Below are 16323 nucleotides of genomic sequence, written 5' to 3' on the forward strand. Positions count from 1 at the left end.
GACGGTGCACAGCATCGTCACCATCGTCACCGAGTACGCCAACCGCACTCAACGGGGAGCGCATATGCACATCAGGGGCGACCATGCCGAGCTGGTCGTCGGGGGCCGCCTCGACGTCCGCAGCGCGGCGGACGCCCGTACGGCCCTGCACTCGGCCGTCGACACCGGAGTCGGCGACCTGGTGCTCGACCTGTCCGAACTGGACTCATGGGACGCCACCGGACTCGGGGTGATCATGGGTGCCCATCGGCGGGCCGGCCGCTGCGGTCGCCGTCTGGTGCTGCGCGGTGTCCCGCTGCAGATGCAGCGCCTGCTGGTGGCCACCCGGCTGCACCGCATCCTCGCCATCGAGGGCGGCATCGGGGTGGAGTCGCTGCCCCGGGTGTGATCCGCCGGGCGGCCGGGCGCGGGCGTGGCGAGCGGGTGGGAAAGGGGCGACGGGGTGACCCGGGCGCAGCCACCGAAGCGCACGTGGGGGGCAATCCTCACCGGACTGTGATGTCTCGGACCGTACGGCACCCCGCCCTGTCGGAGATACTGAGCGAAGGTTTAGGGTTCGGTCGCCCGCTACCTCGCAACCCTCGACCGAGCGGGCCCGGACCAGAAGCGACAGCGCGGTGTGCGACGAGGCCGGGAGGGGCCGGAATCACGGGCACACGACGCTTTTGGGGGGCTTGGACCTATGGACCCGATCAACCCGGGACCCGAGGAGCACGGCCAGGCGCACAGCCGCCGTCCGCCCCGGGAATCCCTCACTTCCGACTTCGGTCAGAGTACGCCCGCGCTCGCCCGCACGGCGCAGCTCTTCTCCGGCGACCTGCTGCTGACCGTCAACCCCGTCGACGGCAGCGAGATAGAACCCTGCCCGCCGGCCCTGCGTCCGGAGCGGCCCCGCAAGCGCACCGCGACCGAGCGCGCCCAGGCCGAGCGGGCCGCCCGCCCGCCCGTGCCGCCCGGCCCCGCCCAGCCGCCGGTCTCCCTGCTGGAGCGCCAGGACGAACGCGAGCGCCTGGTCCGGCTGCTGGCCCGCGGCCGTTCGGTCCGGCTCACCGGTCCCGGCGGGTCCGGCCGCACCGCTCTGCTCGACCTCGTCGCCGAGGACTGCCTGGACCTCGCCCCCGACGGCGTGGTCCGGCTCACCGGCTTCCACCGCACCACCACCGACGTCCTGCACGACCTCTTCCACGCCGTCCACGACGCCCCGGACCAGCGTCCGGAACCGGACGAACTGCGCGCGCTCGTCGGCGAGATCGGCGCGGTCGTCGTCCTGGACGACATCGAGTTCGGCGGTGCCGCGCTCGACGAGCTGCTGGACGCCACCCCGGAGTGCGCGTTCCTGATCGGCGCCACCCCCGAGGTGCCCGCGCCCTCCGCCGAGTCCGCGGTCGAGGAGGTCTTCCTCAGCGGCCTGGACCGCGCCGGCGGGGTGGAGATCCTGGAGCGGACGGTCGGCCGTGTCCTCACCGAGGAGGAGGCCAACTGGGCGGGCGACCTGTGGTTCGAGTCCGAGGGGCTGCCGCTGCGGTTCGTCCAGGCGGGCGCCCTGCTCCGGCAGCGCGACGCATTGCGGGCCGGCGCCGGGGCGGTGGACGAGTACGGCGTCTTCGAGGACGTACGGCCGCCGGTGGACCTGCCCCCGGCGGAGCTGGAGGAGGACGTACCGCTGCCCTCGCTCGGCGAGGCCGCGGCACCCGCCCCGCTGCTCGCCTCCCGGCTCAGCGCCTCCGCCCGTGCCACCCTGCGCTTCGCCGTCGCCCTCGGCGGTGAGGTGCCGCACCAGGCGCATCTGCCGGCGCTGATCGGCGACACCCACGCCGACGCCGCCCTCGGTGAACTGGCCGCCTGCGGGCTGGTCTCCCCGGTCGGCGCCCGCTACCGCCTCGCGGCGGGGGTGCAGACCCAGCTGGAGGCCGCCGGTTACGCCGACGACGCCCAGGCGCAGGCGCAGACCGCCGCCGAGCACTACGCCTGGTGGGCCGGGCATCCGTCGGTCACCCCCGAGCGGGTGTGCGCGGAGGCCGACGCGCTCCTGGCCGCGATCGCCGCGATCGTCCCGCAGACGGCGCCGTCCGCCGAAGGGGAGACGAACTGCGCGGTGCGGCTCGCCCGTACGGCCGCGCCCGCGTTCGCCGCCGGGCTGCACTGGAGTGCCTGGGAACGGGCCCTGCGCTCCGGCACGGAGGCCTCCCGGCTGGCCGGTGAGGTGCACGAACAAGCCTATTTCCACCACGAGTTGGGTGTCCTCGCGCTCTGCCTGGGCCAGCTCGACCGGGCCCGCGCCGAGCTGGAGGCGTCCATCGGGCTGCGCGGCGCGCTCGCCGACAAGCGGGGCACCGTCGCCGGGCGCCGGGCGCTCGCGCTGGTCGCCGACCGCTCGGGCGAGGTGCCCGGGTTCGCGCTGACCGCGGGGGAGGAGCCGCCGGAGATACGGCACGAGGAGTCGGCGCCGCCGCCGTACGTGCCGCTCGGCGACCCCCTGGTCACCCGGCGGCTCCCGGCCGCCACGTCGAGTGGCGGGGCCTTCCGGCGGCTGGCCCGCCGCAACCTGGTGGCGGTCGGCTCCGGGGCGCTGCTCGCCGCCGTGCTCGGCACGGTCGTGACGCTCGGCATGACGTCCAACGAGAACGCCGACAAGAACCCGGCGAGCAAGGTCGACGTCAACCCGTCGGCGAGCCAGGGCACGGACGACGGCAGCCTCGGCGCGGACCCGAAGAAGGACCCGGGGACGGGCTCCGGCTCGCTGCCGACGGCCACCCGTCCCACGGCCCCGGGTCCCGACGGCACGACGGACGACCCGACGTCCTCACGGCCGGCCACGACGCCGTCGGCCGGCCCGAGCGGCACCAAGGGCACGGGCGGCGGGGGCACGTCGCCGACGCCGTCCAAGTCGCACACGACCAAGCCGGGTTCACCGACGCCGACGAAGTCGACCTCCCCGAGTGGCACGCCGACCTCGACGCCCCCCACCGGCACGCCCACACCGACGCCCACTCCGACCCCGACGGGCACCACGACCCCGTCCACTACCGACTCGGCGAGCGGCCCGACGACACCGCAGACGTCGGGGAGCGCGTCGGGTTCGCAGAGCGCGTCGCAGTCCTCCGGCACCGTGATGTGACACGGGGGAGCGGCGCGGCGGGGGAGCCCGTCAGAACAGGCGCAGCTTGTCGTCCTCGATGCCGCGCAGGGCGTCGTAGTCGAGGATCTGGCAGTTGATGCCGCGGTCGGTGGCGAGGACGCGGGCCTGGGGCTTGATCTCCTGGGCGGCGAACACGCCGCGGACCGGGGCCAGGTGCGGGTCGCGGTTCAACAGCTCCAGGTAGCGGGTGAGTTGCTCCACGCCGTCGATCTCGCCCCGGCGCTTGATCTCGACCGCGACCGTCCGGCCGTCCGCGTCCCGGCACAGGATGTCCACCGGCCCGATCGCTGTCATGTACTCGCGGCGGATCAGCGTGTACCCGTCGCCGAGTGTCTCGATGCGGTCGGCGAGCAGTTCCTGAAGGTGTGCTTCCACGCCGTCCTTGATCAGACCGGGGTCCACGCCGAGTTCGTGCGAGGAGTCGTGGAGGATCTCCTCCATCGTGATGATCAGTTTCTCGCCCGCTTTGTTGACGACCGTCCACACGCCCTCGTCCTCGCCCGCGCCCTCCTTCAGCGTGCAGGGCGGCGACATCCAGTTGAGGGGCTTGTAGGCCCGGTCGTCGGCGTGGATGGAGACGCTGCCGTCCGCCTTGACCAGGATCAGGCGGGGCGCCGAGGGCAGGTGGGCGGTGAGCCGGCCGGCGTAGTCGACCGAGCACCGGGCAATGACGAGACGCATGGTCGGCAACGCTACTCGACGCCCGTCGGTGCGCGCGATCCGCCCGCCCCGCTCCCGATCGATCGTCCCAATTGTCCCTGGAAACTCTTGTTCATCCCTGGCCGATTGTGCCCGTAACGGGACCGTTCCATATACGCAATCTGCTGGTGTGGTCACCGACCGTTGCCTACCGTAGTAAACGGGAGGTCGCCGCATGTGTACTGAGCGTGTTCGATATCGCGAACTCCCTTATCTGTCCGGCAACCCCTGCTCCGCGGGGGTGCGAGAGGAGAACCCATGTCGCTCGACGTCTCACCGGCCCTACTCGAACAGGCCGAGCGAGGCGAGGTCGACGAAGCAGCATTCGTCGACTGCGTCCGGACCTCCCTGCCCTACGCATGGGAGATGATCAGCTCCCTGGTGGCCCAGCTGAAGGTCGACGGCGGACCGTTCGCCGACAACCAGACGCCCCCGCCGGACGAGCAGGCACGCGGACAGCTGCTGCGTGCGCTCGCGAGTGACGCCATCCGCGGCGCCCTGCAGCGGCACTTCGGTGTGCGGCTGGCCTTCCAGAACTGCCACCGGGTGGCGGTGTTCCCGCTCGACGCCTCGGTGGACGAGACGCTGGCCCGCTTCACGTCGGTACGCAGCCAGTTGCTGAACCAGTCGCCGGAGTTTCGGGACTGCTGACGGGCAGCCCCGGTACGACGACGGACGTGAGCCGCTTGCTTGCCGCTCCACCCGCGGGAGGTGCATTCGGTGCTGGGGCGGCAAGCCCTCCAGGCGGCCGACGGGTCGGTGGGCGCTCAGCGCAGCTGGGGCAGCACCTCGGCGCCCAGCCGTCGTAGGTTCTCCTCCGTCGCGGCGAGATCGCCCGAGCCCTCCACGAGGAGGGCGAAGCGGGAGATGCCGGTGCGCTCCGAGGTGGCCGCGAGCCGGTCGGCGGCCAGCCGCGGGGTGCCTACGGGGTGCAGGCCGCAGAGCAGTTCGGTGTAGGCGTACGGGTCGCGCATGGCGCGCTGCCGGTTGTCGACCGTCACATGCGCCTCCAGGCCGTGCTTCAGCCAGCCCGGCATCGCCTTCATGAGGGTCTCCGCCGCATCCGTGCGCCGGTCGGCGAGCTGGCACACCCCGGCCGAGACGTGCGCGGCGCCCGCGATCTCCTCGGCCGGCCGCCCGGCAGCGCGGGCACAGCGCCGCCACAGGGCGACCATCTCGGCCTTTTCCTCGTCCCCGACGTGCATGCCGAGCAGCATCGGCAGCCCGCGCTCGGCGGCCAGCCGTACGCTCGCCGGGGAGGTGCAGGCGACGACGACCTCGGGTCCCGGGGTCTCCGTCAGCGCCTCCGACGGGCGGGGCACGACCGGCACCTCGCGGAACCGGTACCGCTCGCCGGACGCCGACACCGACGGCTCGCGCAGCCAGCGCAGCAGCAGATCGAGCGACTCCGGGAACCCGTGTTCGTAGGCCTCCAGGCCCGCGCCGAACACCTCCAGGTCCACCCAGGGCCCCCCGCGGCCCACGCCCAGCGTGAACCGTCCGCCGCTCGTCAGGTGCAGCAGCGCGGCCTGTTCGCCGAGGGCGACCGGGTGAGCGGTGGGCAGTACGCTGACCGCTGTGCCGACGCGGATGCGGCGGGTGCGGCCGAGCAGTAAGGCGGCCAGGGTGACCGCGGACGGGCATGTGCCGTACGGCACGAAGTGGTGCTCGGCCAGCCATACGGCGTCCAGGCCGGCCGCCTCGGCGACCTCGGCCGAGCGGACCGCCCGGTGCAGGGCCTCCCCGGGACCCTGGCCCGGGAACTGGGCGCCCAGCACAAAGCTTCCTACGTACATCGCGTCTTCCTGCTTCCTCGGCCCCGACACGGAGCTCCCCCACCCGGCATAACCGTCCGACACGTGCCCAGGACACGGCCTGGCGGAGAGATTTGCGGATTGTCTGCAGAATCGCTGTCCCGGAGGGGGACTTGTACGGTTTGGTTCCGTACGCGTACCCCGCTCGGCGGCGCGTAGGCTGGATGCAGCCCGTGCTTTCTGTATAGCCCCGAGAGGTGTCCCGTGTCCCCGCGTCGCAACCGACCGAAGGCAGCCGGATCGTCGGGCCGGAGCGCCGAGGAGGACCGCGCCGGCCGGTACGGCGGCTGGCAGTCGACCGAGACCTGGCAGGGCGAGGAGTGGAGCGTACGCCATGTCGCCGGGGCGAGCGCCGAGGGCAAGACCTACCGCTGTCCGGGCTGCGACCAGTTGATCCCCTCCGGGGTCCCGCACGTGGTGGCCTGGCCGGAACACGCGGGCGTCGACGACCGCCGCCACTGGCACAAGGCCTGCTGGAACGCGAAGGACCGCCGCACCACGAGGGTGCCGCGGTCCCGTAACGCGCCGAGGTTCTAGCGTGCGCGGGGGAGTTGTTGCATGACCAGATCTGGTTCTTCGTGCCGTTGGCGTTGTTGCCGCTCCGCACATCGAGGCACTTCATGGAGTTGACGTTGCGCAGGAGCAGGTTGTCGTCGCTGTCGTAGAGCACCCACTGCTGGGCTGCCGAGCCGTTGCAGGTGTAGGCCTGGACGGGCGTGCCGTTGTCCTTCTTCCCGCCCTGGACGTCGAGGGCACTTGTCTTTCGAGGCGTGCACTTCGATGACCGTCGGGCTGTCGCCGATCCAGCCGATCCGCCGGAGATCAGTAGTCCTGCCAGAGCGTCAGGTGGTCGGCGATCCAGGAGTGCCCCAGCATCTCGCTGAGCGCCTTCGCACCCTTGGTGAGTGCGTCGACGGCGGTCTTGTTCGCGTCCAGGATCTGGTTGCGCTGGGCGTCCTGGGAGGAGACCTCCTGTTGCCACTCGTCGGCCGCGGTGGAGGTGATGTCGCCCAGCACGTCGTCCGGGTCGAGCGGGCCAACCACATGCCGGGAACCGGGACTTCACGTCCTCCACCGCGATGCGGTACTCCGGCGTACCCGGCTGCGGGGCGGTGTGCGGGAAGCCGCCGGAGGAGAGGAAGAGGCGTGCGTCGCCGGCGCCGCCGTTCGTGGCGGGGCCGCCGTGCATCCACTGGAAGGCGTCGTGCTCGGCGAGCGCCCGGTTCCACTCCTGCTGGATGGTCCCGGCCGGGTCGGGGTCCTTGCCGTAGAGGGGGTTGCCGGCGTCGTCGACGGCCTTGAGGGTCTTGTCGTCGCCTTTCGGGGTGTCGTCGGGTACGGCGGTGAGACACGAGGGCCTCCCGTCGGCGGCACGCGGACCGGTTGATCCGCGGCGCCCGGGAGGCCCGTGTTCGGTGGACGTCCAGGCTCAGACGTCCCGCTTCTGCAGCAGCGCCCAGGCGCCGGCGAACGCCGCGGCCGTCAGGCCCAGCATGATCCACAGCGGGTCCCAGCCGGTGGGGCCGGAGCTGCTGAGGGAGTTGTCGTAGAAGCAGCTCATCTGGCTCGGGATGGAGTACTCCAGCAGCCATTCGCGGATCTTGGACAGCGACTGCGAGGCCATGAACAGCGCGATCACCAGCGGGGCCAGCACCGCGCCGATCATGATGGTGATGGCGCCCGCGGAGTGCCGGATGACCGAGCCGATGAGCAGCGAGAACAGCCCGAGCAGGGCGATGTAGAGGCTGACGCCGACGGTTGCCTTGAGCCAGTCGTCCGTGGAGGGCGTACGGGCGCCGCCCACGCCGTCCAGCATGGAGGCGTGGACCATCGCCACGAAGCCGGACGCGGCCAGGGTGACGACGAAGGCGACGACGAAGAACACGATCGACTTGGCGCCGAGCACCCGGGCCCGGCTCGGGCACGCGGTCATCGTCGTGCGGATCATGCCGGTGCCGTACTCCGAGGCCGTGGTCAGCACGCCGAGCGTGATGATGCACATGCTGCCGAGGAGCAGGCCGAAGAAGCCGAACTGGAGCGGGTTCTGGTCCGACAGGCTCTCCGACCCGGAGTTGGAGCTGACCACTGAGCCGGACAGCAGGCCGATGCCGAGGACGAGCAGCACGAACACGCCGAGCGTCCACATCGTCGACCGCACCGACTTGATCTTCGTCCACTCGGAGGCCAGCGCGTGCCCGAGGTGGGTGCGCACGACCGGGATGGGCGAGGTGTAACCGGGGTACGACCCGCCGGGCGCCGCCTGCCAGTCGGGCACGGCGGCCGGGGCCTGCGGCATCGGGGGCTGGTGGGTGCTCATCGGGCGTCCTCGGGCTTGGTCAGGTCGGCGGGGGCGGGGGCGGGCGCGGGCGTGGAGGCGACCGGCGGGGCCGGCGGCTGGTCCTGCGGCGCCGGGACGGCCGGCTGCGCCTGCGGGGGCTGCGGGGCGGCCTGCTGGGCGTACGGGTTGGGGGCGCCGGCACCGGGAGCGCCGTAAGCGCCCTGCTGCGCGCCGCCGTACGGCCCCGCGGGCGCCTGCGGCATCGCGAACGGCTGCCCGCCCTGCTGGGGCGGCGGCGGGGCGTACCAGCCGGGCTGGCCCTGGCCGGGCACCGGCATGGGCGGCTGCGCGCCCGGCGGCAGCGGCTGCTGCAGGCCCGCCTTCTGGTCGACGGTCGAGCGGTAGTCCACGGCGCCCTGCGTCATCCGCATGTACGCCTCCTCCAGCGAGGCCTGGTGCGGCGACAGCTCCCACAGCCGGACGCCCGCGTCGTGCGCCAGGTCGCTGATCCGGGGCAGCGGCAGCCCGGTCACGCGCAGCGCGCCGTCCTGCTCCGGCAGCACATGGCCGCCCGCCTCGGTGAGTGTGGTGCTGAGCTTCTCGCGCAGGTGGGGTTCGCTGTCCGGGGTGCGCACCCGGGCGAAGTCGGCGGAGTTGGCGGAGATGAAGTCCTTCACGCTCATGTCGGCGAGCAGCTGGCCGCGCCCGATGACGATGAGGTGGTCGGCGGTCAGCGCCATCTCGCTCATCAGGTGCGAGGAGACGAAGACCGTACGACCCTCGGCCGCGAGCGCCTTCATCAGGTTGCGGACCCAGAGGATGCCCTCGGGGTCGAGGCCGTTGACCGGCTCGTCGAACAGCAGCACCTGCGGGTCGCCGAGCAGCGCGGCGGCGATGCCGAGGCGCTGGCCCATGCCGAGCGAGAAGCCCTTGGAGCGCTTGCGTGCCACGTCCTGCAGGCCGACCACCCCGAGCACCTCGTCCACGCGCCGGGCCGGGATGCCCGACAGCTGGGCGAGGCTCAGCAGGTGGTTGCGGGCGCTCCGGCCGCCGTGCACGGCCTTCGCGTCGAGCAGCGCGCCGACCTGGCGGGGGGCGTTGGGCAGCTTGCGGTACGGGTAGCCGCCGATGCTCACCGAACCGGACGTCGGGTTGTCCAGTCCGAGGATCATCCGCATCGTCGTCGACTTGCCGGAGCCGTTCGGCCCGAGGAAGCCGGTGACGGCACCCGGCCGCACCTGGAAGGAAAGGTTGTACACGGCGGTCTTGTCGCCGTAGCGCTTGGTCAGGCCGACAGCCTCGATCATGCTCCGCACCCATCGAAAGGTTCAGGACAGCGGGGCACACGCCCCCGTAAGGGTTAGGAGGATATCGGGGCGCTGACGGTTCCGCCCAAGAGGAAGTAAAGCTATGCGTCCCGGCTCTTGAGCACTGCGTAACCGCCCGCGAGCGCGGCGATCACCCACAGCACCATGATCCCGAGCCCGCCCCAGGGCCCGTACGGCCTGTCGTCGCCGATTCCCGGCACCACCTGCATGATCCGGCTGCCCGCCTGGTCCGGCAGGAACCGGCCGATCTTCTTCGTCGCGTCCACGTTGCCGAGGATGTTGGAGACCAGGAAGAAGAACGGCATCAGGATGCCGAGCGAGAGCATCGGCGAGCGCAGCATGGCGGCGACGCCCATGGAGAACACAGCGATCAGCGTCATGTACAGCCCCCCTCCGAGCACCGCGCGCAGCACTCCCGGGTCACCGATCCCCGCCCGGTGGGGGCCGAGCATCGCCTGGCCGAGGAAGAACGCGACGAAGCTCGTGCACATGCCGACCAGCAGGGCGAGCGCGCCGGCCACCGCGATCTTGCTGAACAGGAAGGTGGCGCGCTGCGGCACGGCGGCCAGCGAGACCCGGATCATGCCGGTGCTGTACTCGTTCGAGACGACGAGCACCCCGAACACGATCATGGCGAGCTGCCCCAGGCTCATGCCCGCGAAACTGACGTAGGTCGGATCGAAGGCCAGCCGGTCCCGCACCGGCATCGAGTCGAACTGGCTCCGTGACAGCGCGGAGATGAGCATGCCGACGGCGATGGTGAGGACCACGGCCAGCGACAGCGTCCACACCGTGGATGCCACCGACCGGATCTTGGTCCACTCGGACCGGATGACCTGCACGGCCGTCATCGCCCGGGCCCCCTCCAGCCGGCGCCCCAGTCCCGCGGGGCGGGCTCCGGGCCGGCATGCGCGTGGTACTCCACCGACTGGGCCGTCAGCCGCATGAACGCCTCCTCCAGCGAGGCCTGCTGCGGGCTGAGCTCGTGCAGCACGATCCCGTGCCGCGCCGCGAGCTCACCGATCCGCTCCGCCTCGCCGCCGTCCACCTCCAGCGCGCCGCCGCCCGCCTCCACGACGGTGGTCCCGTCCGCGTGCAGCACATCGAGCAGCCGCTCCCGCTCCGGGGACCGGATCCGCACGTACGACCGCGCGTTCTCCCGGATGAAGCCGGCCATGGAGGTGTCCGCGAGCAGCCGGCCCTGCCCGATGACCACCAGGTGGTCGGCGGTCAGCGCCATCTCGCTCATCAGGTGACTGGAGACGAACACCGTGCGGCCCTGCGCGGCCAGCGATTTCATCAGGCTCCGGATCCAGTGGATGCCCTCCGGGTCCAGCCCGTTCACCGGCTCGTCGAACATCAGGATCCGCGGGTCACCGAGCAGCGCCGCGGCGATCCCGAGCCGCTGCCCCATGCCGTACGAGAACCCCTTGGCCTTCTTCCGCGCCACGGAGGTGAGCCCGACGGTGTCCAGCACCTGAGCCACCCGGGTCTCCGGGATCCCGTTGCTCTGCGCGAGACACAGCAGGTGGTTGTAGGCACTGCGCCCGCCGTGCACGGCCTTGGCGTCCAGCAGCGCGCCGATGTACGTCAGCGGGTCCTTGAGCTGGGCGTAGTGCCGGCCGTCGATACGGACGTCGCCCGCGGTGGGATGGTCGAGCCCGAGGATCATCCGCATGGTGGTGGACTTGCCCGCCCCGTTGGGGCCGAGGAAGCCGGTGACGATGCCGGGTCCGACCGCGAAGGTGAGTCCGTCCACCGCCACCTTCTCGCCGTACCGCTTGGTCAGGCCCGCCAGCTCGATCATGCGGTCACGCTAAAACGGCACGAAGCCCCCTGCCACCTGAAGGCCGAGGGCTCCGAAAGCGCCCGCAGGGGCGCGGGAACCGCGCGGCCGGCCACGTCCGGCCCGCGGTTCCCCCACCACCGCGGTTACCGGGACTGCTGCGCCGGCACCCCACGAGAAATGGGCTCTTCGTCCCCCGGCGCGCCGGCGGCGGCCACCGCCGCGCCGGTCAGCGTGGCGAGCATCTCGCGGACGTTCGTCAGCTGGGCGTTGATGCTGTCGCGACGGTTGGTGAGCGCCGCCAGCTCGCGCTCGGATTCCGAACGGATGCGGTCCGCCTTGGCATTGGCGTCGGCCACGATGTCCTCGGCCTGGCGCTGGGCCGTCTCCACCGTCTGGCGGGCGCGGCGCTCGGCGTCCGTGCGCAGCTTCTCGGCCTCCAGGCGCAGCTGCTCGGCGCGGTGCTCGATCTCCGCCAGCCGCTTCTCGGCCTTCTGCTGACGCGAGGCCAGGTCGCGCTCGGACTGCTCGCGGCGCTTGGCGAGGTTCGTCTCGAAGTCGGCGGCGGCCTGCGCGGCCTTGGCGCGGGTCTCCTCGAAGAGGGCGTCCGCCTCCTCGCGCTTGGACTGCGCGTCCTTCTGCGCCTCGGCGCGCAGCTGGGCGGCGTCGGCCTTCGACTTCTCGACGATCCGGACGCCCTCGTCCTCGGCCTTGGACTTGCGCTCCGCGGCGTACGCCTCGGCGTCGTTGCGGACCTGCTGGGCCGCCGACTCGGCGAGGTCGCGGTGCTGTTCGGCCGCCCGCCGGGCCTCCTCACGCAGTTCCTTGGCCTCTTCCTCGGCCAGCCGCAGGATCTTCTCGACCCGCGCGCCGAGACCCGCGTACGACGGCTCGGCGTCGGTGACCTGGGCCTGGGCGTTCTGCGTTTCGAGGTGCAGCTCCTCGATGCGCTTCTCCAGGGCGGTGATGCGGGCGAGAGCGCTGTCACGGTCGGAGACGAGCTTGGAGATACGTTCGTCCACCTGAGCGCGGTCGTACCCACGCCGCACAAGCTCGAAGCCGTAGGGGGAAGTGTCGCTCATGGGGTTCCTGTCAATGAGACCGGTGAGGTGATAAGGGGAATCCTAGGGGCCGAAGCGGTGTGTCATCGAGCGGATACGGTTTTGATCTGGAGAATGGGACCTCTTTTGAGTGGCTGCCCGGCGGACCGCTTGCCAAGGAGTCGGGCAAAGCCCCCAGACGATACCGGAACGCCTCGCTCACACTAGCCGTCTGACGGCTTGCCACCCGATCGGGGGGCGCCCACCGTCGCGCCGGCCTTGACACCGCCGTCCTTGCCCGCAGCCGGGGCCTCGAAGGACTCCAGCGCCTCCAGGACGTCCTGGACCCGGGAGATCTCGGCGTTGATGTCCTCGCGCCGGCGCACCAGGATCTCCAGCTCCCGCTTGCCCTCCTCGACCGTGCGCCGGGCCTCGCGGATCGCCTCGGCCTTGAGCTCCTCGGCCTCCTTGACGAGGCTGGCCTTCTTCTGCTCGGCCTCCTTGAGCAGCCCCTCCGCCTTCTTGACCGCGGCGATGCGCACCTTGCCCGCCTCGGAGTTCGCCTCCGACACCAGCTCCTTGGCCTTCGCCTCCGCCTTCTCCAGCTGCTCCTCGGCGGCCTTGATCAGCGCGTCGCAGCGGTCGCCGGTCGACTTCATGGTCTCGGCGGCCTCGCGGCGGGCCCGCTCGTGCAGTTCCTCGATCTCGGCGGTGATGCGGTCGCGCAGCTCCTCCGCGCGCTCCCTGATCGCGGTCGCGTCCCGGCGGGCACCGACCAGCAGTTCGTCGGCGTCCGTACGGGACTTCTCCACCAGGGAGTTGCCCTCGACGGTCGCCTCGGAGACGATCCGCTCGGCCTCGCTGCGGGCCGCGCCGACCATCGTGTCGGCCTGCGACTCGGCGTCCGCGGTGGTCTTCAGCGCCTGCTCCTGCGCCTCGCCGAGCAGCTTGTCGACCTCGGCCGTGGTCTCGGTGATGAGCGTGTCGACCTGCTCGGCCGCCTCCGAGCGCCGCTTGTTGGCGTCCTTGCGGGCTTCGTCCAGCGTCCGCTCGGCCTCCTCGCGCGCGGAGCCGACGAGCCGCTCGGCCTCGGCCTCCGCCTCCGCCTTGAGCCGCTCGGCGTCCGCCCGCACCCGCTCGGCGTGCTGCTGGGCCGATCCGACGGTGTCGGCGGCCTCGGCGCGCAGCCGCTCGGCCTCGCCGGTGGCCTCCCCGATGAGCTGCTCGGCGGCCGCCAGGGCCTCCGCGCGCACCCGGTCCGCCTCGGCGACCGTCTCCGACTGCAGCCGCTCGGCCTCCGCGATCGTCTCGGTCTGCAGCCGCTCGGCCTCGTTACGGGCCTCGGTGATGAGGGTGTCCGCCTGGGTCGCCGCGTCCGAACGGATCCGGTTGGCGTCCTCGCGGGCGTCCGCCCGGGTACGGGCGGCCGCCTGGTCCGCCTCGGCCAGCGCGTCCGAGGCCTCCGTGCGCACCCGCTGGGCGTACTCGGAGGTGTCCGCGCGCAGCCGCTCGGCCTCGGCGATCGCCTCCGCGACCGTACGCTCGGCCAGCGCCTTGGCGGCCTCCGCCTCCTCGTTCGCCTCGCGGCGGATCCGTGAGGAGTCCTCGCTCGCCCGCTCCCGCTCGGCGTAGGCGTCGGCACGGACCCGGTCCGCCTCCTCCTCGGCCTCCCGCCGCGTACGGTCCGCCGCGTGCTCGGCGGCCGAACGCAGGCCGGTGATCTCCTCCTGCGCCTGCTCGTGCAGGCCGACGACGGAGTCCCGCACCTGCTGGGCGTGCTGCTCGGCGGCGGAGACCATCTCGGTGGCGCGCCGGTCGGCCTCCTCGACCAGCCGGACCGCCTCGGTCTGCGCCTCCTCCACCCGCTTGCGGGCGGAGGCCAGCAGTTCCTCGCTCTGCTCGCGGGCCCGCTCACGCTCCTGGTCGGCCTCGGCCCGCGCGGCACCGAGGGTCTCCTCGGCCTCGCGGCGGCGCCGGACCGCCTCCTCCTGCGCGGCGGCCAGCGTCTCGGACGCCTCCGTGCCCAGCCGCTCGGCGGCGGCCTGCGCCTCCGCGCGCACCCGGTCGGCGGTGTCCTGCGCCTCCGCCTTCAGCCGCTCGGCCTCGGCGGCGGCCTCGGAACGCAGCCGTACGGCGACGGCCTCGCCCTCGGCACGGGAGGCGGACGCGTCGGACGCGGCCTCGGTGCGCAGCCGGTCGGCCTCGGCCTCGGCCTGCTCCTGGAGGCTGCGGATGCGTTCCGCCGCCTCGGCGCGCAGCCGCTCGGTCTCCTCGCCGGCCTCGCGGCGGATCCGGGCGGCGTCCTCACGGGCGTCGATCAGTGCCTGTTCGGCCGACGCGAGCCGCTCCTGCGCCTCGGTCTGCAGCCGCGTCAGCTCCTCGGCGGCCTCGGCGCGGCGGGCCTCGACGGCGCGCTCGGTCTCCTCGCGCAGTTCGCGCGCGGCGGTCTCGGCGTCCGCCCGGGCCGTCTCGGCCTGCTCCTCGGCCTCGGCGCGCAGCCGCTCGGCCTCCTTGCGGGCGCGGTCCAGGGTCTCCTCGGCCTGCCGGCGCAGGCCGGTGGCCCGCTCGATGGCCTCGGTGCGGACCTTCTCGCTGTCGGTGGTCGCGGTCTGCCGCAGCTCGTCGGCGTCCGCCTTCGCCTTGGCCAGCAGCTCCTCGGCGGACCTGGCCGCCTCCTCGATCTGCGCGACCGCCTCCCGGCGGGCCTCCGCGCGGATCGACTCGCCCTCGGCGACCGCGTCGGCGCGCAGCTGCTCGGCCTCGCCGCGCAGGCGGCGCGCCTCCTCCTGCAGCTCGACCGTCTTGGCGCGGTACTCCTTGGTGTCGTCCTTCGCCGCGCCCTTGAGCTGCTCGGCGATGTCGTGCGCCTCGGCGCGCAGCCGGTCCGCCTCGGCCTCCGCCTCGGTGCGGATCCGCTCGGCCTCCTCGGCGGCGGCCTTGGTGGTCCGCTTGGCCTCCTCGGACGCCTTGTTGAGCACGTCCTCGGCGGTCTTGGCCGCCTTGGACAGCTGGGTGGCGCTCTCCTCGGCGGTGAGCGTGCGGGCCTTCTCGGACGCCTCGGCGACGATCTTCTCGGCCTCGGCGCGGGCGTCCGCGACCAGCTGCTCGGCCTCGGACCTGGTCTGCTCGGCCTCCTTGGTGGCCTCCTCGACCAGCCGGGCGACCTGCTCCTTCGCGGTGCGCGTCCGCGTCTCGTTCGCGGCCTCGGCGCTCGCCAGCGTCTTGGTGGCGGCCTGCTCGGCCTCCGTGACCAGCTTCTCGGCCTCGGCCTGCGCCTTGCGCAGCGCCTCCTCGGCCGCCGTCATCCGCTCCTCGGCGGCCCGGCTCAGCTCGGCCGCCTGCCGGCGGGCGGCGTCCGACTCGCTGGCCGTGCTGGTGCGCAGCTGCTCGGCGTGGTCGGTGGCCTCCTGGGCCTGGGTGGAGGCGGCGTTCAGCAGCCGCTCGGCGTCCGTGCGGGCGCGGCGCAGGATCTGCTCGGCCTCGGCGCGGGCCTCCTCGGCGTCGTTCTGCAGCCGCTCGCGGGCCTCCCGGGTCAGCCGCTCGGCCTCGGCACGGGCGGCGGCCATCGCCTGGTCGGCCTCGGCGCGGGACTCGTCCAGCAGCCGGCGGGCCTGCTGCTCGGTGCGGGCGCGCAGCTGCTCCGCCCAGGCCACGTTCTCGTTGACGTGCGATTCGACGGTGGCGCGGCGCTCGGCCAGCTCCTGGTCGAGCTGCTGGCGCCGGGTCACCGCCTCCTGGTGCAGCTCCGCCTGGAGCCGGGCGGCCTGCTCGGCGTGCTCCTGCAGGATGCGCTGGGTCTGCGCGCGGGCCTCCGTGGCCATCCGCTCGGCGTCCTGGCGCAGCTGGTCGGCCTGCATCTGGGCATTGCGGAGCAACTGCTCGGCCTGATAGCCGATGTCACCGCCGTCGAAGGCGGGCCGGGTCATCAGGGTGCGGCGCGCCTCGTGCAGCTTGGCGCGCAGCACCTCGACCTGGTAGCCGAGGTCCTCGGCGTGCTGGATCGCCTTTTCCCGCTCGGTCCTCAGCCGCTTCATCTCGGCCTCGAACCGAGAGAGGTGGTCGACGTCAGCCGCCGGCTCTCGCTCCTGGCTCTCGTAGCCCCGCACTGCGCGGTCCCATCCGTCCCCTGGTCAGCTTCTCCTGCGAGCTCCGTCCATCCGCCGAACGGGGCCCCCGGGGAATGGTGTCAGATCAACGGCGGAGCACGGGCTGCTGCCCCGACGCTCGTCCCCCGAAACC

Annotated in this window: 13 protein-coding genes and 1 pseudogene; 4 read left to right on the forward strand and 10 right to left on the reverse strand. The window is 72.7% G+C overall.

Features of this window, described 5'->3' with window-relative positions; all coding sequences use genetic code 11:
* The first annotated feature begins 64 nt into the window (after positions 1–64).
* A complete protein-coding gene (locus tag AB0D93_RS15255) occupies positions 65–388 on the forward strand; it encodes an STAS domain-containing protein (RefSeq protein WP_100828269.1) in 324 nt (107 codons plus the stop codon).
* Between the two features lie 294 nt (positions 389–682).
* The gene (locus AB0D93_RS15260) at positions 683–3118 is read left to right on the forward strand and encodes an ATP-binding protein (protein ID WP_362118980.1); all 2436 of its coding nucleotides are present in this window, start codon (positions 683–685) and stop codon (positions 3116–3118) included.
* A gap of 30 nt (positions 3119–3148) precedes the next feature.
* Here AB0D93_RS15260 and nucS read toward each other — a convergent pair whose 3' ends face one another.
* Entirely contained in the window at positions 3149–3820 is a 672-nt protein-coding gene (gene nucS, locus AB0D93_RS15265) for an endonuclease NucS (RefSeq protein WP_362118983.1), read from the reverse strand.
* A gap of 276 nt (positions 3821–4096) precedes the next feature.
* On the opposite strand from nucS, the gene AB0D93_RS15270 reads away from it, so the two are divergent.
* Entirely contained in the window at positions 4097–4489 is a 393-nt protein-coding gene (locus tag AB0D93_RS15270) for an SCO5389 family protein (protein WP_059252626.1), read from the forward strand.
* A 116-nt stretch (positions 4490–4605) separates the two neighbouring features.
* Here AB0D93_RS15270 and AB0D93_RS15275 read toward each other — a convergent pair whose 3' ends face one another.
* Positions 4606–5634, reverse strand: a complete 1029-nt coding sequence (locus AB0D93_RS15275) for an LLM class flavin-dependent oxidoreductase (protein ID WP_362118987.1) — start codon at positions 5632–5634, stop codon at positions 4606–4608.
* 222 nt (positions 5635–5856) lie between these two features.
* Between AB0D93_RS15275 and AB0D93_RS15280 the strand changes: the two genes are divergently transcribed.
* Positions 5857–6189, forward strand: a complete 333-nt coding sequence (locus AB0D93_RS15280; RefSeq protein ID WP_362118990.1) for an ATP/GTP-binding protein — start codon at positions 5857–5859, stop codon at positions 6187–6189.
* A 22-nt stretch (positions 6190–6211) separates the two neighbouring features.
* Here AB0D93_RS15280 and AB0D93_RS15285 read toward each other — a convergent pair.
* The 8 genes and pseudogenes from AB0D93_RS15285 to scy form a co-directional block, all read right to left on the reverse strand.
* A pseudogene (locus AB0D93_RS15285) lies at positions 6212–6514 on the reverse strand (RICIN domain-containing protein); the annotation flags it as partial.
* Complete coding sequence (locus AB0D93_RS15290) at positions 6475–6696, reverse strand: hypothetical protein (protein WP_362118993.1); 222 nt, start codon at positions 6694–6696, stop codon at positions 6475–6477. The pseudogene AB0D93_RS15285 and the gene AB0D93_RS15290, both read right to left, overlap by 40 nt.
* Before the next feature lie 385 nt (positions 6697–7081).
* The gene (locus AB0D93_RS15295) at positions 7082–7969 is read right to left on the reverse strand and encodes an ABC transporter permease (protein ID WP_362118996.1); all 888 of its coding nucleotides are present in this window, start codon (positions 7967–7969) and stop codon (positions 7082–7084) included.
* A complete protein-coding gene (locus AB0D93_RS15300; RefSeq protein WP_362118999.1) occupies positions 7966–9237 on the reverse strand; it encodes an ABC transporter ATP-binding protein in 1272 nt (423 codons plus the stop codon). Before AB0D93_RS15300 ends, AB0D93_RS15295 begins: the two co-directional genes overlap by 4 nt.
* Before the next feature lie 101 nt (positions 9238–9338).
* Positions 9339–10109: an ABC transporter permease gene (locus AB0D93_RS15305; protein WP_362119002.1), complete on the reverse strand. Its 771-nt coding sequence runs from the start codon at positions 10107–10109 to the stop codon at positions 9339–9341.
* On the reverse strand, positions 10106–11065 hold the full coding sequence (locus AB0D93_RS15310; RefSeq protein ID WP_362119005.1) for an ATP-binding cassette domain-containing protein: 960 nt from the start codon (positions 11063–11065) through the stop codon (positions 10106–10108). The genes AB0D93_RS15305 and AB0D93_RS15310 overlap by 4 nt, the downstream gene beginning before the upstream one ends.
* Before the next feature lie 125 nt (positions 11066–11190).
* Positions 11191–12126, reverse strand: coding sequence for a cellulose-binding protein (locus tag AB0D93_RS15315; RefSeq protein ID WP_362119008.1), 936 nt, complete (start codon positions 12124–12126; stop codon positions 11191–11193).
* Between the two features lie 182 nt (positions 12127–12308).
* Positions 12309–16190, reverse strand: coding sequence for a polarized growth protein Scy (gene scy, locus AB0D93_RS15320; RefSeq protein ID WP_362119011.1), 3882 nt, complete (start codon positions 16188–16190; stop codon positions 12309–12311).
* Between the last annotated feature and the right edge of the window lie 133 nt (positions 16191–16323).

This window comes from Streptomyces sp. NPDC048191, from assembly GCF_040652655.1.
GTDB lineage: Bacteria > Actinomycetota > Actinomycetes > Streptomycetales > Streptomycetaceae > Streptomyces.

Bases quoted from the DNA above. Each gene is read 5' to 3' on its own strand.
- AB0D93_RS15305 (WP_362119002.1), bottom strand. From the start codon at position 10,109: ATGACGGCCGTGCAGGTCATCCGGTCCGAGTGGACCAAGATCCGGTCG.
- AB0D93_RS15315 (WP_362119008.1), bottom strand. From the start codon at position 12,126: ATGAGCGACACTTCCCCCTACGGCTTCGAGCTTGTGCGGCGTGGGTAC.
- AB0D93_RS15270 (WP_059252626.1), top strand. From the start codon at position 4,097: ATGTCGCTCGACGTCTCACCGGCCCTACTCGAACAGGCCGAGCGAGGC.
- AB0D93_RS15255 (WP_100828269.1), top strand. From the start codon at position 65: ATGCACATCAGGGGCGACCATGCCGAGCTGGTCGTCGGGGGCCGCCTC.
- AB0D93_RS15260 (WP_362118980.1), top strand. From the start codon at position 683: ATGGACCCGATCAACCCGGGACCCGAGGAGCACGGCCAGGCGCACAGC.
- nucS (WP_362118983.1), bottom strand. From the start codon at position 3,820: ATGCGTCTCGTCATTGCCCGGTGCTCGGTCGACTACGCCGGCCGGCTC.
- AB0D93_RS15275 (WP_362118987.1), bottom strand. From the start codon at position 5,634: ATGTACGTAGGAAGCTTTGTGCTGGGCGCCCAGTTCCCGGGCCAGGGT.
- AB0D93_RS15300 (WP_362118999.1), bottom strand. From the start codon at position 9,237: ATGATCGAGGCTGTCGGCCTGACCAAGCGCTACGGCGACAAGACCGCC.
- AB0D93_RS15295 (WP_362118996.1), bottom strand. From the start codon at position 7,969: ATGAGCACCCACCAGCCCCCGATGCCGCAGGCCCCGGCCGCCGTGCCC.
- AB0D93_RS15310 (WP_362119005.1), bottom strand. From the start codon at position 11,065: ATGATCGAGCTGGCGGGCCTGACCAAGCGGTACGGCGAGAAGGTGGCG.